This is a genomic window from Populibacterium corticicola, assembly GCF_042683685.1.
GTDB classification, from domain to species: domain Bacteria; phylum Actinomycetota; class Actinomycetes; order Actinomycetales; family Cellulomonadaceae; genus Timonella; species Timonella corticicola.
Genome location: NZ_JBHUOP010000005.1, coordinates 56,976 through 78,442 on the forward strand (window position 1 = coordinate 56,976; position 21,467 = coordinate 78,442).

The 21,467-nt window shown below is 61.7% G+C and carries 19 protein-coding genes; 17 read left to right on the forward strand and 2 right to left on the reverse strand.

Annotation, left to right across the window (positions count from 1 at the left end):
- Nucleotides 1–2 precede the first annotated feature (2 nt).
- Together ACFSYH_RS12125 and ACFSYH_RS12130 are read left to right on the forward strand one after the other, a co-directional pair.
- A complete protein-coding gene (locus ACFSYH_RS12125; RefSeq protein WP_377467246.1) occupies nucleotides 3–1,097 on the forward strand; it encodes a DUF3048 domain-containing protein in 1,095 nt (364 codons plus the stop codon).
- Nucleotides 1,098–1,383: 286 nt separating this feature from the next.
- Nucleotides 1,384–1,626 carry a hypothetical protein gene (locus ACFSYH_RS12130; RefSeq protein ID WP_377467247.1) on the forward strand — a complete coding sequence of 81 codons (243 nt, stop codon included), beginning with the start codon at nucleotides 1,384–1,386 and terminating at the stop codon, nucleotides 1,624–1,626.
- A gap of 267 nt (nucleotides 1,627–1,893) precedes the next feature.
- On the opposite strand, the gene ACFSYH_RS12135 is transcribed toward ACFSYH_RS12130, so the two are convergent.
- The gene (locus tag ACFSYH_RS12135; protein WP_377467248.1) at nucleotides 1,894–2,844 is read right to left on the reverse strand and encodes a 1,4-dihydroxy-2-naphthoyl-CoA synthase; all 951 of its coding nucleotides are present in this window, start codon (nucleotides 2,842–2,844) and stop codon (nucleotides 1,894–1,896) included.
- 45 nt (nucleotides 2,845–2,889) lie between these two features.
- Here ACFSYH_RS12135 and ACFSYH_RS12140 point away from each other — a divergent pair, with 45 nt between their 5' ends.
- The 3 genes from ACFSYH_RS12140 to ACFSYH_RS12150 all read left to right on the forward strand — a co-directional run bounded on the left by ACFSYH_RS12140 (nucleotide 2,890) and on the right by ACFSYH_RS12150 (nucleotide 7,398).
- A complete protein-coding gene (locus ACFSYH_RS12140; protein WP_377467249.1) occupies nucleotides 2,890–3,849 on the forward strand; it encodes an o-succinylbenzoate synthase in 960 nt (319 codons plus the stop codon).
- Nucleotides 3,850–3,897: 48 nt separating this feature from the next.
- Nucleotides 3,898–5,670 (forward strand): 2-succinyl-5-enolpyruvyl-6-hydroxy-3-cyclohexene-1-carboxylic-acid synthase, encoded by a 1,773-nt coding sequence (gene menD, locus ACFSYH_RS12145; protein WP_377467250.1) that lies wholly within the window; start codon nucleotides 3,898–3,900, stop codon nucleotides 5,668–5,670.
- 144 nt (nucleotides 5,671–5,814) lie between these two features.
- The gene (locus ACFSYH_RS12150; protein ID WP_377467251.1) at nucleotides 5,815–7,398 is read left to right on the forward strand and encodes a S1C family serine protease; all 1,584 of its coding nucleotides are present in this window, start codon (nucleotides 5,815–5,817) and stop codon (nucleotides 7,396–7,398) included.
- A gap of 108 nt (nucleotides 7,399–7,506) precedes the next feature.
- On the opposite strand, the gene ACFSYH_RS12155 is transcribed toward ACFSYH_RS12150, so the two are convergent.
- Nucleotides 7,507–8,838 (reverse strand): isochorismate synthase, encoded by a 1,332-nt coding sequence (locus tag ACFSYH_RS12155; protein WP_377467252.1) that lies wholly within the window; start codon nucleotides 8,836–8,838, stop codon nucleotides 7,507–7,509.
- A 147-nt stretch (nucleotides 8,839–8,985) separates the two neighbouring features.
- Between ACFSYH_RS12155 and ACFSYH_RS12160 the strand changes: the two genes are divergently transcribed.
- The 12 genes from ACFSYH_RS12160 to nuoK all read left to right on the forward strand — a co-directional run bounded on the left by ACFSYH_RS12160 (nucleotide 8,986) and on the right by nuoK (nucleotide 21,459).
- Entirely contained in the window at nucleotides 8,986–9,678 is a 693-nt protein-coding gene (locus ACFSYH_RS12160) for a demethylmenaquinone methyltransferase (RefSeq protein ID WP_377467253.1), read from the forward strand.
- Nucleotides 9,679–10,475: 797 nt separating this feature from the next.
- Nucleotides 10,476–10,838: an NADH-quinone oxidoreductase subunit A gene (locus ACFSYH_RS12165; RefSeq protein WP_377467254.1), complete on the forward strand. Its 363-nt coding sequence runs from the start codon at nucleotides 10,476–10,478 to the stop codon at nucleotides 10,836–10,838.
- A 15-nt stretch (nucleotides 10,839–10,853) separates the two neighbouring features.
- The gene (locus tag ACFSYH_RS12170; RefSeq protein WP_377467255.1) at nucleotides 10,854–11,405 is read left to right on the forward strand and encodes an NADH-quinone oxidoreductase subunit B; all 552 of its coding nucleotides are present in this window, start codon (nucleotides 10,854–10,856) and stop codon (nucleotides 11,403–11,405) included.
- Between the two features lie 5 nt (nucleotides 11,406–11,410).
- The gene (locus tag ACFSYH_RS12175) at nucleotides 11,411–12,127 is read left to right on the forward strand and encodes an NADH-quinone oxidoreductase subunit C (RefSeq protein WP_377467458.1); all 717 of its coding nucleotides are present in this window, start codon (nucleotides 11,411–11,413) and stop codon (nucleotides 12,125–12,127) included.
- Nucleotides 12,124–13,464, forward strand: a complete 1,341-nt coding sequence (locus ACFSYH_RS12180; RefSeq protein WP_377467256.1) for an NADH-quinone oxidoreductase subunit D — start codon at nucleotides 12,124–12,126, stop codon at nucleotides 13,462–13,464. Before ACFSYH_RS12175 ends, ACFSYH_RS12180 begins: the two co-directional genes overlap by 4 nt.
- Nucleotides 13,461–14,264, forward strand: coding sequence for an NADH-quinone oxidoreductase subunit NuoE (gene nuoE / locus ACFSYH_RS12185; RefSeq protein WP_377467257.1), 804 nt, complete (start codon nucleotides 13,461–13,463; stop codon nucleotides 14,262–14,264). Before ACFSYH_RS12180 ends, nuoE begins: the two co-directional genes overlap by 4 nt.
- The gene (nuoF, locus tag ACFSYH_RS12190; RefSeq protein WP_377467258.1) at nucleotides 14,261–15,598 is read left to right on the forward strand and encodes an NADH-quinone oxidoreductase subunit NuoF; all 1,338 of its coding nucleotides are present in this window, start codon (nucleotides 14,261–14,263) and stop codon (nucleotides 15,596–15,598) included. The genes nuoE and nuoF overlap by 4 nt, the downstream gene beginning before the upstream one ends.
- Nucleotides 15,598–18,243, forward strand: a complete 2,646-nt coding sequence (locus tag ACFSYH_RS12195; RefSeq protein ID WP_377467259.1) for an NADH-quinone oxidoreductase subunit G — start codon at nucleotides 15,598–15,600, stop codon at nucleotides 18,241–18,243. The genes nuoF and ACFSYH_RS12195 overlap by 1 nt, the downstream gene beginning before the upstream one ends.
- Nucleotides 18,243–19,616 carry an NADH-quinone oxidoreductase subunit NuoH gene (nuoH, locus tag ACFSYH_RS12200; protein WP_377467260.1) on the forward strand — a complete coding sequence of 458 codons (1,374 nt, stop codon included), beginning with the start codon at nucleotides 18,243–18,245 and terminating at the stop codon, nucleotides 19,614–19,616. The genes ACFSYH_RS12195 and nuoH overlap by 1 nt, the downstream gene beginning before the upstream one ends.
- Nucleotides 19,609–20,310: an NADH-quinone oxidoreductase subunit NuoI gene (nuoI, locus tag ACFSYH_RS12205; RefSeq protein WP_377467261.1), complete on the forward strand. Its 702-nt coding sequence runs from the start codon at nucleotides 19,609–19,611 to the stop codon at nucleotides 20,308–20,310. The genes nuoH and nuoI overlap by 8 nt, the downstream gene beginning before the upstream one ends.
- Entirely contained in the window at nucleotides 20,307–21,158 is an 852-nt protein-coding gene (locus ACFSYH_RS12210; RefSeq protein ID WP_377467262.1) for an NADH-quinone oxidoreductase subunit J, read from the forward strand. The genes nuoI and ACFSYH_RS12210 overlap by 4 nt, the downstream gene beginning before the upstream one ends.
- 1 nt (nucleotide 21,159) lies before the next feature.
- Entirely contained in the window at nucleotides 21,160–21,459 is a 300-nt protein-coding gene (nuoK, locus tag ACFSYH_RS12215; RefSeq protein ID WP_377467263.1) for an NADH-quinone oxidoreductase subunit NuoK, read from the forward strand.
- Nucleotides 21,460–21,467 lie beyond the last annotated feature (8 nt).

Sequence of the window (21,467 nt, forward strand, 5' to 3'; positions counted from 1 at the left end):
TCATGAGCCGCATCGAACGGTCGCACTGGCGCCGAACCCGCACCGCAACGGCCAGCCTCGTTGCAGTGTCGCTGAGTGCACTGATGCTCGCCTCCTGCTCGTCAGAAGAACCTGCACCGCAAACGGCGACCGAGACCGTGACGCCAACCCCCACCGCGGACAAGGGCACCGTTCCCGAACCTGAACTCCCAACCGTGTGGCCGCTGACCGGCGTTGCAGCCGAGAGCATCGAGGAACGGCCGGCCATCGCCGTCAAGATCGAGAACACCGCAGCCGCACGTCCCCAGTACGGCCTCGACAAAGCAGACGTGGTGTGGGAGACCATCGTCGAGTTCGACGTGTCTCGATTCATCGCGGTCTACCACTCCGAGTATCCAACCGAGGTCGGTCCAGTGCGTTCCGTGCGTCCAATGGACTACCGCGTCGTCTCGCCGCTCAACGGAATGTTCGTGTACTCCGGAGGCCAAAGTGGAATCCTACGGGAACTACGCGCCGACAAGAACATCCAATCGCTCGACGAGACCAGTGGTCAAAGCGCCATGTGGCGGTCCTCCGGGCGTCGTGCACCGCACAACCTCCACGCTGACCTGGCCAAGTTCGAACTCCTGGCAGACTCAAGCCACGACAAGACCCCCGCCGAGCAGTTCGCCTTCGCCGAAACCTACGAAGCAGCGAGTGCGGTGGCTGACGGAAGCGCCGCAACCGCGCTGCGCCTCAACATGTCATCCGCCGCGAAGCCATCCTGGCAGTGGGACTCATCCAAGAAGGTATGGCTGCGATCCGAGGGCAGCAGCCCGGCAGTCGTCGCGTCCGGCGATCGAATCTCCGCAACCAACGTTGTCGTCATCACCGCAAAGCACTTCGACTCCGGGTTCAACGCTCAGAACAACGCCCCCGTGCCGGACTACGAGTTGACCGGAACCGGCGAGGCACTCGTTGCCACGGGTGGAAAAACCATCAAGGCAACGTGGTCCAAGAAGGACAACGCCAGCCCACTCACCCTGAGCAACGATGAGGGTGACTCAGTCACCCTGGCACCTGGCCAGACATGGGTAGAACTCCTCCCAGCAGGCTCTGGTTCGTACACGACGGACTAGGGGGAACGCCGCCGGGTGGCGTATGGCCGTGAGACGAACCCTCCTGAAAACCACAGGGAGGTAGTTTTCGCCGCTGAGGAGTTGAAACGGGTATATGTTGTGGGCCGGGGCGTTGTTACACCCCGGCCCACAAGTCATTGCAAAGTCCACCTAGAGGATGACGTTCGCATCCGCTCGATGCTACTGAAGTCTAGTCTCGCATCCGCATAATTCAGCCTTTCGCCGGTCGCGCTTAGCCCGCGACCTTGAAACAATTAAGAACATGGCGGCGGCGACAGGAATACCAGTGGGACAGCGAATCTCTTCGCATCCAGTGAACAGCTACCGGTTTGATGACCGGGACGCTGAATTGCCCTACGGGGGCGACGACGATGTGGACATCTATGAGAAGCCCTTTAGCCAGGTGACGAAATCCTCGGTCGCCTCCGTGCTTCTCGCCTTTACGGTGGGGGTTGGACTAATCGCTGGTGGGGCTTTCGCTTTCGGGGTCGTCCTCGAATGGGGCGCCAAGTTGATCGCCGGACTGTAGGTCCATCTGTAATATCCATGCCACCTACAACACATACTTGGTGACGGAACGGTAGTCCAGGACCAGTCCCGTCACCACAGAACCACGGCCACTCGGGCTGGTCGGTAAGTCAATCCAGGGACTTACCAACCGATCTGAGTGGCCAATTCTGTTGTTGGCGTGCCGAACGCGAGTAAGGGGCGTGAGCGTCGGACGCAATGAGTGCGTAGGAGTCTACTCGTGTGTGAAGGCCGGGGCTTTCACACACACGTTGACGCCTAACCGGCCCTAGAAAGCGTACGGGTAGTTCGTCCAGTCAGGATCACGCCGCTCAAGGAACGCATCACGACCCTCGACAGCCTCATCGGTCAGATAGGCGAGACGGGTGGCCTCCCCAGCGAACACCTGCTGGCCCATCAGACCGTCATCGGTGAGGTTGAACGCGAACTTGAGCATGCGGATCGCCTGCGGGGACTTGGTCGCGATGATCCGGGCGTACTCGATGGCAAGGTCCTCGAGATCCTCATGGTCGGCCACCTCGTTGACCGCGCCCCAGTCGTAGGCGTCCTGCGCGGAGTACTCGCGGGCGAGGAAGAAGATCTCGCGGGCACGCTTCTGCCCGATCTGCTTGGCCAGATAAGCTGAGCCATAGCCGCCGTCGAACGAACCCACGTTGGCGTCCGTCTGCTTGAACCGGGCGTGCTGGCGTGAGGCGATAGACAGGTCCGAGACAACGTGCAGCGAGTGCCCACCGCCTGCGGCCCAGCCGTTGACCACGGAGATGACGACCTTCGGCATGGTGCGGATCAGGCGCTGAACCTCAAGGATGTGCAGACGCCCAGCCTGTGCGGGATCGATTCCCTCAGCCGTTTCGACCGCATTGTCGGTGACGTAGCGGTATCCCGAACGAGACCGGATGCGCTGGTCGCCACCTGAGCAGAAGGCCCAGCCGCCGTCTTTGGTGGAAGGTCCGTTTCCGGTCAGCAACACGGTGCCGACCGAGGAGGTCATACGTGCGTGATCGAGTGCCCGGTACAGTTCGTCCACGGTGTGCGGGCGGAACGCATTGCGTACCTCGGGGCGGTCGAACGCGATACGCACCACGGGCACATCACTCTCCGTGTCACCAGTGCGGTCGACCCCGCGGTGGTAGGTGATGTCCGTGAGGTCTTCGAAGCCCTCAATCGTGCGCCATTTAGTCGGGTCAAAGGTCTCGGATACTTTTTGTGGAATCGTCACCCGTTCACTTTAGGACAGTTTTGTTGCCCCGCGTAGGCTTGAGGGATGCATGTTTACTCCGCCGCGTTGAAGTTGAGGTTCCGCGGGCTAACGGTCCGTCAGGGTGTCCTGTTCGAGGGACCCGCCGGATGGGCTGAGTTCGCTCCTTTCGTCGAATATGGCGACGACGAGGCTGCGAACTGGTTGCGGGCCGCCCACGAGGCCGCCTTCCTTGGCTTCCCACAGCCCGTGCGCACGCACGTTCCGGTGAACGTCACCATTCCCGCGACGGATGCCGAGCGCGCATTCGACCTCGTGCGCGCCTCGAATGGCTGCACCACGGCAAAGGTCAAGGTCGCGGAGAAGGGGCAGACGCTTTCCGACGAGGTGGCTCGGCTTGAGGCCGTCCGTGCGGCTCTCGGTCCGAGCGGGAAGATTCGCGTGGACGCGAATGGCGGCTGGGACCTGGAGACCGCACGTGCGCGGCTTGCCGTACTCGACCGCGCTGCGGGCGGGCTTGAATATGCGGAGCAGCCATGCGCTCAGGTCGAAGAGTTGGCGCAGTTGCGCCGTACAGTCAACGTATTGATCGCTGCAGATGAGTCGATCCGCCGGGCCGAGGACCCGCTACGTGTGGCTGAACTTGAAGCCGCCGATGTCATGGTGGTGAAGGTCGCTCCGCTTGGGGGAGTGCGCCGCTGCCTGGAACTGGTTGAGCAGATCGGGCTCCCGGTCGTGGTGTCGAGTGCCCTTGACTCCTCGGTTGGACTGTCGGCGGGCCTCGCGCTCGCGGCGGCCCTCCCCGAACTGCCGTTCGCGTGCGGGTTGGCCACCTCGCAACTGTTTGTCAGCGATGTCACCCCCGAGCCGCTGTTGCCCGTGGACGGTCAGATCGCGGTGCGCCCTGTGGTTCCAGAACCGGGGCGTCTGGCCGCGCTCGCCGCGCCGGAGGCAGACGCGCAGTGGTGGCGCGAACGTACCCGACGCGTTGCCGCACGTGCTGGAATCGAACTGCCAGTTGTCTGAACGGCCTCGCAGATATGAAATGTCACAGGCTCATGCAAGGATATTCGAGTGAGTAAACCCGACCAACTGATCCCGCCCGCGCTGTCCTATGCTCAGGCGTTGCTCGCCCAGCTAATCGGGCAGGGCGTGCGTGAGATCGTGCTGTGCCCGGGTTCGCGCTCTGCGCCGCTTGCATATGCCGCGGTCGCGGCGGAACGTGCAGGGTTGGTCCGACTGCACGTGCTTGTCGACGAGCGTTCGGCTGGCTTCCTCGCGCTCGGCATGGGCAAGGGAAGCGCTGGCACGGGTGACAGCGGTGCAGGTGAGGGTCTGACCAGCGGAGTCCCTGCGGTTGTGATCACGACCTCGGGAACCGCTGTCGCCAACCTGCATCCCGCAGTGCTCGAGGCTCACCACTCTGACATCCCATTGATCGTGTTGAGCGCTGACCGCCCACATGAACTGCGTGGAACGGGCGCCAATCAGACCACAACCCAAGTGGGAATCTTCGCCGACGCCCTGCGACTCACGGTCGAGGTGGGGGTACCGTTCGGCGCGCCCAGCGAGGCCGGAGATGCCCGAGCAATTGCTGCGCGTGCGTATGCCGCATCGACTGGGATCATCGGTAGGCCAGGGCCGGTTCACCTCAACGTTGGTTTCCGGGAACCGCTTGCCCCGAGTTCCGAGCAGTTGGTCGCTATCACCGAACGCTTCGCGGAGCCTGTCACACCCGTGTACGTTTCCGGGGACAGCGAACCCCCTGTCCTTGCCCTTGGGGCGGAGCGACCTGTCGAGACCGCTGCGCGAACCGTGATCGTCGCAGGCGACAGGGCACTGTCGCAGGCTGGTGCCGTCGCGGTGGCACAGGGCTGGCCCATCATTGCGGAGCCATCATCCGGGCTGGTCGCCCATCCCAATGCGTTTCCCGGTGCGGTCAACATCCTGGCACATCAGGAGGGCGATACGACACTCGCGGAGTCCGTTGAGCAGGTGCTCGTGTTTGGGCATCCTACCCTGACTCGCCCTGTGCAGCGCCTCATCGGACGAACGGACGTGCGCACCATCGTGTTCCCCACGCACGGAGACCAGTGGATAGACGCACCGCGCACTGCAGATGCCGTTCTCTACGGCGTGCCGGACTACCTGCTGGTGCCCTCCGGGAATGGTTCGGACCAGTGGTTGAGCCGCTGGCGGGAACACCACGCCGCCCTTGACCAACGTCTCACCACCGTGCTGGACACGAACACAGAACTGACTGGACCGGTCGCTCCGATGCGTGCGGTCAGAGCACTGGCAGCCAGCGCACAGGCGGGGGACACGCTGGTATTTGGGGCATCGTCGGCAATCAGAGATGCGGACAGCTACGTGACCGCGTGGCCCACAGGTGTACGTATCCTCTCGAACCGCGGGCTTGCGGGGATCGACGGAACCATCTCCATGGCGCGTGGCGTTGCCTTCACTCACCCGGGGCGCACCCGCCTCATGCTGGGAGACCTCACATTTCTGCACGACATCGGCGGACTGCTCCGTGGGCCGCGTGAACCGGTGGCGGACCTCGACATCATCGTGCTCAACGACTGCGGTGGAGCGATCTTCGGTGGGCTTGAACACGGCGTGGCGGGCGATACGGAACTCTATGAACGAGTCTTCGGGACCTCGCACGTATCCGATCTCGCGCAACTGTGCGCGGGGTATCGGGTGGACCACACTGCCGTGCGCACGGTGGCGGAACTTGAGGAGTTCCTGAGCGGACCTCGCCACGGCATCCGTGTCGCAGAACTCAACTACCCACGGGCCCAACGCGCCGAGACCCACGCCGAGCTTGTGAAGGGCATGTTCTAGCCGCTTCGGGGGAAGATCTGTCGCTTGAGGGATCGGCTGGTCAAAGTCGTAGATTTCGATTCATAGCCTCTTCACAGTTTTTTCCAAGAGGCGGTTAAGACGACAGGTGTTACCTAGATATCAGTAACGGATCTAGGAGGAACCATGACCGACAACTTCAACAACAACCCAGCCAACGAGCACGCGCAGGACCCAGCCGAGACCCAGCGTATCCCCTCGGTTCCGCCAGTGCCGCGACCAGAGAACCACAGCGCGCCGACCACGCAGTTTGCGGCCGTGAACGCGGGAGACGCCACTGCGCACAACCGCTCCGCCCAGCACGACGGTCACTACCAGCCGTACGCGAGTCTCCCTCCGCAGGGCAATCCGGTAACAGCGGGCACGGGCGGTGAACCCGTCGCAGATGAGCGCAGGAAATCGCTGATGCTGCCGATCGTGTCAACGGCTGCGATCTCGGCGATCCTGGCCTCGGTTGGAACTGTGGCCGTGACCGGCGCATTCAACGACACGTCCACAAACACTCCTGCTGCGACCACGAGCCAGCAGGCCACTGAGAATGGTTCCGCGGGAACGGTCGCACCGATCGCGAACTCGACCAACCAGAACCCCGACTGGGAGGCCGTCACCGAAGCGGTTGCCAAGACCGTGGTGGCTATCGAAGTGACCTCCAACCAGGGTGGCTCGCAAGGCTCAGGTGTCATCATCGACACTGAAGGCCACATCATCACCAACAACCACGTGGTGGAGGACGCCCAGAACAACGAGGTCACGGTGACGTTGGACGACGGTCGTATCTACACAGCCGAGATCACTGGCCTCGACGCAGCGACTGATCTCGCAGTCATCAAGATCAAGAACCCGCCGAGCGACCTCTCTTCCGCGACGATAGCCGACTCCAACACCGTGACGGTGGGTGCCTCGGTGCTTGCGATGGGTAACCCGCTCGGGCTATCGCAGACTGCAACCACCGGAATCGTATCGGCGCTTGACCGCCCAGTGTCGACTGCACAGACCTCCGATGGGACTCTCGTGGTTACCAACGCGATTCAGATCGATGCGGCGATCAACCCCGGAAACTCGGGAGGTCCGCTGTTCAACTCGAAGGGCGAGGTCATTGGAATCACCTCATCCATCGCCACGATGTCCTCGGGCTATTCCTCAAGCCAAAGTGGTTCCATCGGCCTTGGCTTTGCGATCCCATCCAACCTGGCCAAGAACATCTCTGAGCAACTCATCGAGAATGGCAAGGCCGAGCATGCCTTCCTTGGCGTGACCATGACGGATGGCTCGGGCACCGCAAACGACGAGACACGTCAGGGCGCGCAGGTCGAGGAGGTGACGTCTGACTCCGCCGCTGCCAAGGCAGGACTGCAAAAAGGCGACGTGATCGTGTCTGTTGACGGACGCACCGTGACTGGATCAGAGTCGCTGACCGGATTCGTGCGCGAGCGTCGTGCAGGCGAGACCGTGGCTCTCGGCGTGATTCGGAACGGCGAGCTGATCGAGCTCACCGCAACCTTGACCGCGCGCACCGAGAACGCCACCACGATCCCTGAAGACGAGCAGGGCGGCAGCGGCAACGACTCCGGCGGCACCCAGGAAGGTTCACAGGGTAGCGGCCAGGACGATCAGGGCAACAGTTCGCGTGGCGGACAGGACAGCTTCGACCCATCGAACCCACCGAGCCTTGAGGACATTTGGGAGATGTTCGAGCAGTTCCAGCGCTAACCACCTCTGATCCCAACTCACCGGGGTACGGTTTCCTCTGTTTCGCCTAGTTCTTTACTGGGCAAAACGGAGAAAACCGTACCCTGACGTGTAGTTGGCCAAGGTAAGTCAGGCGAGTAGCGCCTGGGTCATCGGCGCGAACTTCGCATGCGTCTCCGCGAGTTCCGCCTCCGGGTCAGACGCCGCAACGATACCGCAGCCCGCAAACAGACGAATCTGACGCGGATCGTGTGGGTCGAGTTCGGCCGAACGCAGCGCAATGCCCCATTCACCGTCGCCGTCTGCGCCCATCCATCCAACAGGACCGGCATACCGGGAACGGTCCATGCCCTCGATCTCGAGAATGGTTTCGGCGGCAACCGACGTTGGCGTGCCACACACGGCGGCAGTCGGATGCAGCGCTGACGCAAGCGACAGGGAGGTTGCACCCTGAGCGGTGTCCACGACAGCCGCGATGTCGGTTGCCAGATGCAGGACGTTTGGCAGGTGCAGCACGAACGGCGTCTCCGGGACGTTCATCGAGGAGCAGTACGGGCGCAGGGCCTGTGCAACGGAACGTACGGCATATTCGTGCTCTTCGAGATCCTTGGACGAGTGCGCGAGAATCGCGGCATGCGCGGTGTCGGTCTCCTCGTCGCCGGAGCGCTGAACGGTTCCCGCCAACACCCGGGAGGTGATAAGTCCCTTCTCGGTGCGAACAAGCAACTCGGGGGTCGCGCCGACCATGCCGTCCACACAGAACGTCCAACAGTTCTCGTACAGGGAGGCCAGATTTCCCAGAAGGTGGCGAACGTCAATGGGATGTTCCGTGCGCGCCACAACGTCGCGGGCAAGAACGATCTTCTCCAGCGTCTCGCCATGGATGAGTTCAATTGCGGTGGCAACAACATCGGTCCACTGCGATTCGCTCAGGGAGCCTGTGCCAAATGTGACGTTCCCGGGTTCGTGGACCGGCTCGCGGTCTTCCGCAAGATCTGAGAGTTCGAGAGGACCCGTGAACGGAGCGTCAGCGGTCGTCATGACCGTAAGCCACGCCTGGCCATCACGACGACCAACCACAACCCTGGGCACCACCAGAACACTGGGTGCCGAGGTGGCCTGACTGAACCCGATCGTGCCAAACGCGACTGGCCCCGTGCCGGGACGTATCACCTCGTCGCGAATGATCGCCTGAGAACGCATCTCGTTCCATGCCGCTGCGAGTTGCGTGAACCGTTCGGAGCCGGTGGCTTCGAACCGGGCGATCTCACCCCAGCCAACGATGCCGTCACCGCGTCGAACCCAGGCAAGTGGAGCTTGCGCGGGAAGTAGATCAATCAGGGCGGTGACCGAAGGGTTGAGAGGGTCAATAGGTATGGTTCGGGACACGATGCGGGGGACAGGAGCATCTGAACCGGCAATCGCGTCCGAATCGTTCGGCCTCATGGCGTGCGTACTCATTACCCTCAAGGATATGTCACGGATAAAGTAGTGAAGTGGAGTGTAGGGGTGTCGTCGAGCAGAGCCCTGCCGGAACATAACGAATGTAGTTCGTAACTAACAAACACACGTCCACAATCACCCTGGGTTTGCTGAGATAATGACTACATGTCTCGAGCCAGCCTTGATAAGAAGCCACACGAAGTCGCCTCCATGTTTGACGGCATTGCCGCCAAGTACGACATCACCAACGACGTCATATCTCTCGGTCAGGACCGAAGGTGGCGCCGTGCAACCGTCGCGGCGGTCAACCCCGTTCCCGGTGAGTTGATCCTGGACCTCGCCGCGGGCACCGGCACATCATCCGAGCCGTTTGAGACCGCTGGCGCACACGTCGTGCCATGTGACTTCTCGGTGGGCATGCTCACCGTGGGTAAGGAACGTCGTCCAGATCTGCCGTTCGTTGCGGGGGACGCAACCCAGCTTCCGTTTGCCGACAACACATTTGACGCTGCCACGATCTCGTTCGGCCTGCGCAACGTTGTGGACACCGAGAAGGCACTGTCTGAGTTGCTGCGCGTTGTGCGCCCGGGCGGACGTGTGGTCATCGCTGAGTTCTCGACCCCGACCTGGAAGCCGTTTCGCACGCTGTACTCCGATGTGTTCATGAAGGGCCTGCCGGTCGTGGCCGGATGGGTGACGCGTGATCCAGGGTCGTACGACTACCTCGTCGAGTCGATCGCCACGTGGCCGAATCAACAGGTGCTCGCTCAGTTGATGCAGGGTGCGGGATGGCGTTCGGTGGGGTATCGCAACCTGTCCGGTGGCATCGTTGCCCTACACCGAGGAATTAAGCCCTGAGCCTAAATAAATGCGTCTACAGCCCCGTAGGCCCGGTTCGGGCCTATGGGGCTGCGTCGTACCCGGGTACGGGCAGACGATATGGGGCAGGGCGTCGGCGGGCACTTGTCGACACGCGCTGCGGTTCTGTCCTGCCTGGGTGGGAAAGGCAGCATAAATTGACGACGACTCGGCTGTTTCCCACGCACGGTTGGACGGGTGGAGAGGCCTTTCGGCGAGGAAACGACAAAGTGGTCGGGTCCTATTTACAAATTGCATTTCATCCGCTGGACAACTCGATAATTACGTGACTATTTTGTTGCGTAATTCGGGATGAAATCCCTTGTTCGACTATTGAGATGATTCGTCTCGTAAACTCATTTTTACGGACGGTTGTCAGAAATCTGAAATGGTCAGAACCGGCTAAATCTAGCGGCTTAGACGGTAATGTGATACCTCTGGTTAGGTGGGCCTAAGCGGACTTAATTTGCGTGGCTCGATAGAGTTGCAAGCAGGCTTGTGAATACTGTCACAAGCTGTGGTTTACAGGTAAAAGAATCTGCGGAAAATGCAGTGCAGCAGTCCCAGATAATCCCCCTCCTGGGACGCAAGTCCCAGGCTTTCACCCGTGAACTGCACAAGGATGGACTGGACGATTAGCGTTACGGGCAGTGTTGCCTGCGCCGGCTTACAAAGCGGTTCAGGAGACCACACCGGGCAACCGGTGAAACGCACGAGCCCCGAGCGCTCATCGCCCCTCCCGTGTCGGGAGGGGCGCTAGGCAAGACTAACTCGTAGGACTCAAGGTGGCTTCGTAGATGAACAACCCATACGTTCCCTTGCTTGTACTGATGGGCACGGCCCTTGTACTCGCAATCGGTGGCCTGGTGGCCTCCGCGCTACTCGGACCTAAGCGCTACAACAAAGCCAAACTCGAAGGATACGAGTGCGGAATCCAGCCCACCCCACACGCAGTAGGTGGCGGGCGATTCCCCATCAAGTTCTACCTATATGCAATGTCCTTCATCATCTTTGACCTAGAGGTCGTCTTCCTCTACCCGTGGGCTGTGGAGTTCCAGTACCTCGCGGCGTTCGGTCTGGTTGCCATGTTGTCGTTCCTCGCCCTCATCACCGTGCCATTCATCTATGAGTGGCGCCGTGGTGGATTCGACTGGGAATAGCAGGAAAGGGAAATCATGTCTCACGACGAAGCCACCCCGGGATTCTTCACCGCAAACCTCGAAGAGGTTGCCGGTCTGATCCAAAAGTCCTCCATGTGGCCCGTGACCTTCGGACTCGCATGTTGCGCCATCGAGATGATGGCCACAGCCTCCTCCCGATTCGACCTGTCGCGTTTCGGTATGGAGGTCTTCCGTGCGTCCCCACGCCAAGCAGACCTCATGATCGTTGCAGGGCGCGTCAGCCAGAAGATGGCCCCCGTCGTCCGCCAGGTCTACGACCAGATGGCAGAGCCAAAATGGGTTCTCTCCATGGGCGTATGCGCCTCATCCGGTGGAATGTTCAACAACTATGCGATCGTGCAGGGCGTCGACCACATCGTGCCCGTTGACATCTACCTGCCAGGCTGCCCACCCCGCCCAGAGATGCTCATCAACGCGCTCCTTGAACTACACAAACAAGTGCGCACGGAACCGCTGTTCCAGCACCGCCGCGACGTCATCGCTGCCGTTGAGCGCGCAGCACTCGAAGCCCCTCCGCTCTCGCACCAGAAGGGTCTGCTCAAGTGACTGAACTGAGTAACACCACGGCTCCCGACCCTGAGGGCCGGACCTCGCTGTTTGCCACACAGCCAGCCGAAACCGTAGCGGTGAAAACCGGTATGTTCGGAACCGACGATGGAGACACCTCCGGGTTCGGCGGTCTCACCAGACTCGTCCACATCGCCCAGGCAAGCCCTCGTCCGTATGGCGGATGGTTCGACGAGGTCGTCGACTTCCTCGCGGAAGACCTAGCGGAACAAGGCGTCGATCCAAACACCGTCATCGAGTCGGTCACCGTTGACCGCGATGAACTCACGCTGTTCATCGCAAAGGAACACCTCGTCACCGTGTGCCAACTGCTACGCGATGACCAAGACCTCCGGTTCGAGTTGAGCCTCGGCGTCTCGGGGGTCCACTACCCAGGCGACATCGGGCGCGAACTGCACGCCGTGTATCACCTGGTCTCCGTCACCCACAACCGCCGCCTGCGCCTCGACGTCGCGTGCTCGGATGAAGACCCAACGGTCCCATCCACCGTGAGCGTCTACCCGGCCAACGACTGGCACGAGCGTGAGACCTGGGACTTCTTCGGAATCATCTTCACCGGACGTGACGAACTCACGCGCGTTGAAATGCCCGACGACTGGCCCGGACATCCGCAGCGCAAGGACTATCCACTCGGCGGCATCCCGGTTGAATATCGCGGTGCCACCATCCCACCAGCAGACCAGAGGAGGAAGTACTCGTGAGTACCCAACCGCACGCAACGAGGGCTGACTTCATCGACAATGACGCTCCTCAGTTCGAGGCAACCGGTGGCGACTGGGACCGCATCACCGAAGAGATCCGCCAACTCGGTGAAGAGCGCATCATCGTCAACATGGGACCGCAGCACCCATCCACCCACGGCGTGCTCCGTCTCATGATCGAAATGGATGGCGAGCACGTCACCGAGGCACGTGCGGGCATTGGCTACCTGCACACCGGTATCGAGAAGAACATGGAGTACCGGACCTTCGTACAGGGCGTCACCTACTGCACCCGCATGGACTACCTCGCCTCCATCTTCCAGGAGACGGCCTACTGCCTTGCCGTTGAGAAACTGCTCGGCATCACGGGCGACATCCCAGAGCGCGCCAACATCCTGCGCGTACTCATGATGGAACTCCAACGCGTGGGATCCCACCTCGTGTGCCTTGGAACCGGTGGTAACGAGCTCGGCGCCACCACGGTCATGACCGCGGCATTCACCGGGCGTGAGGAAGTGCTGCGCCTGTTCGAGATGGCTTCCGGCCTGCGCATGAACAACGCCTACATCCGTCCCGGTGGCGTGGCCCAAGACGTACCAGAGGGTTTCGTCGCGGCGGCACGCGAGGGTCTGGTCAAGATGCTCAAGTACACCCGAGAGATCGAGAACCTTTCGCTCGGCAACCCCATCTTCAAAATGCGCACCATCGGCATCGGACACCTCAACCTCGCCGGTGCGATGGCCCTGGGAATCACAGGACCGATCCTGCGCTCAGCGGGACTGCCCTACGATGTTCGCAAGTCCGACCCGTACTGCGGTTACGAAACCTATGATTTCGACGTACCGGTTGCAGAGGGCGCCGACTCCTACGACCGCGTGGTCCTCCGCTTCGAGGAAATCCGCCAGTCCATCCGCATCTGCGAGCAGGCGCTCGACCGTCTCGAACAGACTGAGGGACAGCCGGTCATGGTCGAGGACAAGAAGATCGCCTGGCCAGCGCAACTCGCAATCGGTCAGGACGGTCAAGGTAACTCCCTCGAACATATCCGCCACATCATGGGATCCTCCATGGAAGCACTCATCCACCACTTCAAGTTGGTCACCGAGGGCTTCAAGGTTCCAGCCGGACAGGTCTTCCAGACCGTCGAACACCCACGCGGCGAACTCGGCGTACACCTCGTCTCCGACGGCGGCACCCGCCCATACCGCGTACACTTCCGCGACCCATCGTTCAACAACCTGCAGGCAACCTCAATCATGTGCGAGGGCGGACAGGTCGCAGACGTCGTTGTCGCGGTTGCCTCAATCGACCCAGTTATGGGAGGTGTGGACCGGTGACAACCCCCACTCAACAACCAGGAGCAGCGGTGCCACAATCGGGCGGATTCGACGCCGAGACCCTTGAGCAGCTCTCGCGCGACGCTGCGGAGATCATCAGCCGCTACCCGGTCAAGCGCTCCGCGCTCTTGCCGATGCTGCACCTCGTGCAATCCGTTGACGGCTACACCTCACGCCGCGGCATCGAGTTCTGTGCACAGCAACTTGAGTTGACCACCGCTGAGGTATCTGCCGTTGCCACCTTCTACACCCAGTACAAGCGCAAACCCAACGGCGACTACACGATCGGCGTGTGCACCAACACGCTATGCGCGGTCATGGGCGGCGACGCGATCTTTGACGAACTGTCCGAACACCTCGGCATCGGCCACGATGAAACCACCCCGGACGGCAAGATCACCCTGGAACGCGTCGAGTGCAACGCCGGCTGCGACTTCGCACCCGTGGTCATGGCCAACTGGGAGTTCATGGACAACCAGACACCGCAGTCTGCGGTTGCGATGGTAGACGACCTGCGTGAGGGCAAGGACATCAGGCCATCGCGCGGACCGGACAAGGTCCACACCTTCAAAGAGGTCTCGCGGGTTCTTGCGGGCTTCAACGACGGTCACGCAGACGAGGGCGTGGGCGCAGGCCCAGCCTCGATTCGCGGAACCGTCATCGCACGGGAAAACGGATGGATCGGGACCGACGCGGCCTCCCATCCAGCCCAGACCCCACAGAACGACGAGGTCGCCCCGGAAACCGGTGACGAGGGTTCGTCCGCGCAGCGGCCAGCAGATGAGGGAGCAGACAAGTGACAACGCCACTCGCTCCGGTCCTCAGCGCATTCTGGGATCACCCAGAATCGTGGACCCTCAAGACCTACCTCGACCATGGCGGTTACGAGGGCCTGAAGAAGGCCTTCACGCAGAAGCCAGAGGAACTGACCCAGGCGATCAAGGACTCGGGGCTGCGCGGACGTGGTGGCGCAGGCTTCCCAACCGGCATGAAGTGGGGCTTCCTGCCGCCAGCCGACGGCGGACCTCGCTACCTCGTCGTCAATGCTGACGAGTCCGAGCCGGGAACGTGCAAGGACATTCCGCTCATGATGGCCGCACCGCAGTTCCTCATTGAGGGCGTCATCATCACCTCCTACGCGATCGGATGCAACCACGCATTCATCTACCTGCGTGGCGAGGTCGTCCACGTCTACCGTCGACTGCTGCGGGCTGTCGAGGAGGCATACGCCGCAGGCTACCTGGGCAAGAACATCCAGGGAAGTGGATTCGACCTCGACGTCACCGTGCACGCAGGTGCCGGTGCCTATATCTGCGGTGAGGAAACCGCGCTGCTCGACTCGCTCGAGGGACGCCGTGGCCAGCCGCGCCTGAAGCCTCCATTCCCTGCCGTTGCGGGTCTTTACGCACGACCAACCGTCGTGAACAACGTCGAATCCGTGGCCTCGGTCCCCGAGATCATCAACCGCGGTGCCGACTGGTTCACCTCGATGGGAACCGAGCGCTCTGCAGGAAACGGAATCTTCTCGCTGTCCGGACACGTCAACAAGCCGGGACAGTACGAGGCTCCGCTCGGTATCACCCTGCGCGAACTGATCGACATGGCCGGTGGCATGCGCAACGGAAACGACATCAAGTTCTGGACCCCAGGTGGATCGTCAACCCCGATCTTCACCAAGGAACACCTTGACGTTCCGCTCGACTATGAATCGGTGGGCGCGGCTGGTTCCATGCTCGGTACCCGAGCACTCCAGATTTTCGACGAGACCACCTCGGTTGTGCGCGCGGTGACGCGTTGGACGGAGTTCTACGCACACGAATCCTGCGGAAAGTGCACCCCGTGCCGCGAGGGCACCTACTGGCTCAAGCAGATTCTGCGCCGTCTCGAACAGGGCAAGGGCCGCGAAGGCGACATCGAAACCCTACTCGACACCTGTGACAACATCCTTGGGCGCTCCTTCTGCGCGCTCGGCGATGGTGCCACCTCATCGATCACCTCGGCTATCCAATACTTCCGCGAAGAGTTTGAAGCCGGGATGCACACTCCTGCGAGCGAGCTGTTCCCACCACAGCGCTCCGCACTGTTCGACTACACCCCGAAGCACGAAACGCTTGCAGGCGTGGGAGGCCACTGATGACCGACACCTTGAAATTCGTTATCGACGGCGTCGAAACCGAGGTCCCAAAGGGCACCCTTGTGATTCGCGCCGCCGAGCAGATCGGCGTGGAGATCCCACGCTTCTGCGACCACCCGCTACTTGAGCCTGCCGGTGCATGCCGTCAGTGTCTCGTGGAGGTCGAGGTCCCAGACCGCGAAGGCGTGCTCCGCAAGATGCCGAAGCCACAGGCCTCCTGCACTCTCGAGGCATCGCCCGGCATGGTTGTGCACACCCAGAACACCTCTGCTGTCGCTGACAAGGCGCAGAAGGGCGTCTTGGAACTGCTACTCATCAACCACCCGCTCGACTGCCCGATCTGTGACAAGGGCGGTGAGTGCCCACTTCAGAACCAGGCGCTCAGCCACGGACACGCAGAATCGCGTTTCATCGACGTCAAGCGCACCTTCGCCAAGCCGATCTCCATCTCCACCCAGATTCTGCTCGACCGCGAACGCTGCGTACTGTGCCAGCGGTGCACCCGATTCTCCAAACAGATCGCCGGTGACGCATTCATCGACCTGCAAAAGCGTGGAGCACAGCAGCAGATAGGCCGTTTCGATGAGGATATCCTCGGATTCGCCAAGGAACCTGTCGGCGGTTGCCAGGGATACGAGCCACGTGAACTTGACCGCGTCGATGCAGCAGACCTCGCTGGAGTGGACGAGGCCGAGCTCAAGGCAGACGCACTCGCAAACACCCCGGCAGGCGAAGCGCCTGTGGGCGCAGCCGAAGCAGACGAATCTGGACAGTTGTTCTCCTCGTACTTCTCAGGAAACACCGTCCAGATCTGCCCGGTCGGGGCGCTCACCTCGGCTGCATACCGGTTTAGGTCCCGCCCATTTGACTTGGTCTCCACCCCGGCGATCTCGGAACACGACTCCTCTGGCTCCGCAATCCGTATCGACCACCGCCGCGGCACAGTCATGCGCCGACTGTCCGGCAACGACCCGGTGGTCAACGAGGAGTGGATCACCGACAAGGACCGCTTCGCCTTCACCTGGCAGCAGGCGCCCGGCCGATTCACGACCCCGCAGATTCGCGAGCGCAACGCTGACGGCACCCGCGGACAGTTGCGCGATGCCTCCTGGAAGGAGGCAATCGCCTTCGCAGCCGCTGGCCTTAAAGACGCTGGAAGCACCGGAGTACTCGCAGGCGGTCGCCTCACCATCGAAGACGCCTACGCGTATGGAAAGTTCGCTCGCGTAGCACTTCACACCAACAACGTTGACTACCGTGCGCGCGCTCACAGCGACGAGGAACTCCAGTTCCTCGGATCTCAGGTCGCAGGGCACGGCATCGGTGTCACCTTCAACGACCTTGAAGCAGCACCAGCAGCGCTGCTTGCGGGATTTGAAGCCGAGGAGGAGGGCGGTGTCGTCTTCCTGCGGTTGCGTAAGGCAGCACGCAAGAGCGGCCTCAAGGCATTCTCGATCGCCCCGTTTGCAACCCGTGGACTCCAGCGCATCGGGAACACCGGGGGTACGCTCATCAAAGCGGCCCCAGGTAGCGAGGCAGAGGTCATCGACGCGATCGCGGCAGGCAGCGGAACCGAAGAAATCTCGGCTGCCGCAGCAGCACTGCGCGAGGCAGGGGACAAGGCAGTCATCATCGTTGGCGAACGCCTCGCCTCCTCGCCGGGAGCGTACTCCGCAGCGTTGCGCCTTGCCGCTGACACGGGTGCCCGCATCGCGTGGATTCCGCGCCGTATCGGCGAACGCGCCGGTGTTGAGATGGGTGTACTTCCAACGCTCCTACCAGGTGGACGACCTGTCGCAGACTCGGCGGCACGCGTCGACATCGCGGCAGCCTGGAACGTGGACAGTCTGCCAAGCGAAGCTGGTCTCGACACCGCCGGTATCGTTGCTGCCCTCGCAGACTCTCGTCTCGGGGGAGTGGTCGTAGGCGGTCTCGAGCTTGCCGACCTACCCGACCCAGCGCACGCGAAAGCCGCGCTGGAAAACGCCCGGATCGTCGTCAGTCTGGAAGTACGCGAATCAGACGTCACCGAACTCGCCGATGTCATCCTGCCCGTCGCTCCACCATCGGAGCGTGCGGGCGCGTACTGGAACTGGGAAGGTCGCGTACGGCCGTTCGGCAAGGCACTCGACACGGCAGTTGAAGCCGACCACCGCATCCTGTCCATCCTCGCAGACGCGCTCGATACACCGATCTCGCTCGGCACACTCGACGCAGTCCGCGGCGACATCGACGCACTCGACTCATGGGACGGAAACCGCGTGGACGCTCCAGCCACGCCAGGCGCGACACCACAGCCAATCGGGCCCGGTCAGGCGATTCTCGCGTCCTGGCATCAACTCATTGACTCCGGCGCGCTCCAGATCGCAGAACGCTACCTCGCCGGAACCGCGAAGACCCCGGTCGCTCGTATATCGGGTAAGACGGCAGCCGAAATCGGCGTCAGCGACGGAGACGTCCTCGAGGTCGCCACCGCACACGGTGCAATCGCCCTGCCGGTCGCACTCACCGACATGAGCGACTCGGTTGTCTGGATTCCGCTCAAGTCCCACGGATCGTTCGTACACGCCACTCTCGGAGCCACCCCAGGCGACATCGTGAACGTCCGGCCCGCAGCTCCTAGCGCAGAAGGGAACGAGGCATAATGGCCGATTTCTCCAGTGACACGCTGATCACGTGGATCGTCAAATCCGTGCTGATCCTCGTGTTCTTGCTGCTCAGCGTCATCTTCGCGATCTGGTTTGAACGCAAGGTCGTGGGGCGTCTCCAAGTGCGCCCCGGACCAAACGTGCACGGCCCATTCGGCCTGCTCCAGCCGGTCGCCGACGCAGGAAAGCTCCTGCTCAAGGAAGACATCATCGTCAAGGCTGCGGACAAGGTCGTCTACATCCTTGCCCCGATGATTTCCGTGTTCTGCTCGCTTCTGGTGTTCGCAGTCATTCCGATGGGCGGCGAGATACGCATCCCATTCACGGACATCGTCACACCGCTACAACTGACCGACTTCCCCGTCGCGACGCTGTACATTCTCGCCTGCGCGTCCGTTGGCGTGTACGGAATCGTGCTCGGCGGCTGGTCCTCGGGATCCACCTACCCACTGCTCGGCTCCGTGCGTTCCACCGCGCAGGTCATCTCCTATGAGTTGTCGATGGGCCTCTCGCTCGTTTCGGTGTTCATCATGGCCGGAACCATGTCGACCTCCGAAATCGTGAGCACCCAGGAAAAGATCTGGTGGTTCCTGCCACTGTTCCCGGCATTCATCATCTATGTCGTATCCATGATGGGTGAAGTCAACCGACTCCCATTCGACCTCCCCGAAGCCGAGGGCGAACTCGTCTCCGGATACATGACCGAATACTCCTCGATGAAGTTCGCGTGGTTCTTCCTCGCTGAATACATCAACATGATCAACGTCTCCGCTGTTGCAACCACCCTGTTCTTCGGCGGCTGGCATGCACCATTCGGGCTCGGAAACCTCTGGGACGGTGCCCTCAACGAAGGTTGGTGGGGACTCATCTGGTTCCTGCTCAAGGTCTGGACGTTCATGTTCGTCTTCGTCTGGGTCCGTGGAACCGTGGTGCGCTTCCGCTACGACCAGTTCATGCAGTTGGGCTGGAAGATCATGATCCCGATGGCACTCGGATGGCTCGTGATCCTCGCGGTCTTCCATGCCCTACAGACCTTCCTCGACATCAACGCACAGCCGTTCCTCATCGGGGCTGCGATCATCGCCGGAATCATTCTGATCGTGACCCTATACCTCGACGGCAAGGCTGCGGCCAAGGACAAGGACGCCGTCGCATCGGCCTCGGCAAACACTGGTGCCCGCACTGTGATCGATCCATTCGCAGCCGGATACCCGGTCCCACCCAAACCGGGAGAGAAGCTACCGCCATCGCCACGCGCGGCACGCCGTGCGGCACAGGAGGCGCAGGGAGCCATCGCAACCATCGAGGCTCCCGCAGCGCAAGCAGAACAAGCCACCCAACAAGCTGAGAAGGAGGCGAACGATGACTGAGCAGCCACAGGGCATTACCCCTGACCAGTTGCCAGGCGCGCAGGAATACCAGCGTCTGATCCCAGAGGACCGGGGCGTCAAGAAGGTGCTGTCCCCAGTCGCCGGATTCGGGGTCACGCTCAACTCGTTCTTCAGCCCGACGGTCACCGAGCAGTATCCCCGCACTCCAGCGCAGGTCAAACCCCGCTATCACGGCCGTCACCAACTCAACCGATACCCAGATGGACTCGAGAAGTGCATCGGGTGCGAGTTGTGCGCTTGGGCCTGCCCAGCAGACGCGATCTACGTTGAAGCCGCATCCAACGCTGACCTCCCAGAAGGCCAGCACATCTCGCCAGGCGAGCGCTATGGGGCGGTCTACCAGATCAACTATCTGCGGTGCATCTTCTGCGGACTGTGCATCGAGGCGTGCCCAACCCGCGCGCTCACAATGACCAACGAATTCGAACTCGCTGGTCCGACCCGCGAGGGACTGATCTTTGAGAAGGAAGACCTCCTCGCTCCACTGCGTGACGGTATGCTTGCCGGACCGCACCCAATGGTCGAGGGAACCAAGGACACGAACTATTACCGTGGCGAAGTCACCCGGCCAACCTCCGAACAGGTTGCCTGGGTCGAGGAACACCGTCCGGATGACCCGACGCTCGACTCCGCCCGCGCGGCAGTCGAAGCCGACAAGGTGGTGCAGTCATGACCTCAAGTGCTGAGGCAGTTCTCTTCTGGGGTCTTGCACCGCTCATGGTGCTCGCCGGACTGGGACTCATCTTCGCGCGCAAGGCAGTGCACGCGACCGTGTGCATGGTCTTCATCATGATCTCAATCGCGGTCATGTATATGGCCAACCAGGCACCATTCCTTGGCATGGTGCAGATAGTCGTCTACACCGGTGCGGTCATGATGCTGTTCGTCTTCGTGATCATGCTGGTTGGCGTGGACCGCGCCGACTCACTCGTGGAAACCCTCAAGGGACAGCGACTACTCGGCTGGACGTTCGGAATCGGCCTGGGAGTCACCCTCTTCACCTTCATCGCACGAATTGGCGTCGGTACGGGAGTGGGCCACGAGGCCGCCGAGGGTGCGACCATGCACGATCTTGCGGACGCCCTGCTCGGGAACTTCATCTTCCCCCTCGAACTCGTGGGTATTCTGCTCGTCACCTCCGCGGTTGCCGCCCTGTCCATGACCCACAAGCGTAACCTCACCAAGCGTGTTGGCCAGAAGGAACTCGCAGACGCTCGAGTCGCGTCCGGTGCTCGTCTGACACCGCTGCCAAACCCCGGCGTGTTTGCCCAACGCAACGCGATGGACGTGCCGGCCCTCGACCCACACGGCAACCCTGTTGAATCCTCCGTTTCTCGCGTCCTACGTGCCCGCGGCCAAGACCGCGACGCGATCAGCGACGACAAGATCGCCATGCTGGATGAGGCTGGCCGCCCAGAACCAAGCACCTGGGACAAACCGACCGAAACCGGTGAGCTGGAAGCCGCCCCATCCGACGCTGAACATGGCGGGGACGCGTCAACCGAAGGCAAGGAGAACTGACGTGGAATACATCAACTACCTGTACCTCGCAGTCATCCTCTTTGCCCTTGGGTCGATCGTGGTGTTGCGTCGCCGCAACGTCATCATCATGTTCATGGGCATCGAACTCATGCTCAACGCCGCAAACCTCGCATTCGTGACGTTCTCCCGCATGTATGGCGACGTGACGGGCCAGGTGGCCGCGTTCTTCGTCATGACCGTTGCAGCAGCCGAGGTTGTTGTTGGTCTAGCGATCATCGTTTCGATCTACCGCTCACGCAGGACGGTGTCGGCCGACGACATCAACCTGCTCAAGAACTAGCCGGGAGT

Bases quoted from the DNA above. Each gene is read 5' to 3' on its own strand.
- ACFSYH_RS12125 (WP_377467246.1), top strand. From the start codon at position 3: ATGAGCCGCATCGAACGGTCGCACTGGCGCCGAACCCGCACCGCAACG.
- ACFSYH_RS12140 (WP_377467249.1), top strand. From the start codon at position 2,890: ATGCATGTTTACTCCGCCGCGTTGAAGTTGAGGTTCCGCGGGCTAACG.
- ACFSYH_RS12150 (WP_377467251.1), top strand. From the start codon at position 5,815: ATGACCGACAACTTCAACAACAACCCAGCCAACGAGCACGCGCAGGAC.
- ACFSYH_RS12155 (WP_377467252.1), bottom strand. From the start codon at position 8,838: ATGAGTACGCACGCCATGAGGCCGAACGATTCGGACGCGATTGCCGGT.
- ACFSYH_RS12160 (WP_377467253.1), top strand. From the start codon at position 8,986: ATGTCTCGAGCCAGCCTTGATAAGAAGCCACACGAAGTCGCCTCCATG.
- ACFSYH_RS12165 (WP_377467254.1), top strand. From the start codon at position 10,476: ATGAACAACCCATACGTTCCCTTGCTTGTACTGATGGGCACGGCCCTT.
- ACFSYH_RS12170 (WP_377467255.1), top strand. From the start codon at position 10,854: ATGTCTCACGACGAAGCCACCCCGGGATTCTTCACCGCAAACCTCGAA.
- ACFSYH_RS12195 (WP_377467259.1), top strand. From the start codon at position 15,598: ATGACCGACACCTTGAAATTCGTTATCGACGGCGTCGAAACCGAGGTC.
- nuoH (WP_377467260.1), top strand. From the start codon at position 18,243: ATGGCCGATTTCTCCAGTGACACGCTGATCACGTGGATCGTCAAATCC.
- nuoI (WP_377467261.1), top strand. From the start codon at position 19,609: ATGACTGAGCAGCCACAGGGCATTACCCCTGACCAGTTGCCAGGCGCG.
- ACFSYH_RS12210 (WP_377467262.1), top strand. From the start codon at position 20,307: ATGACCTCAAGTGCTGAGGCAGTTCTCTTCTGGGGTCTTGCACCGCTC.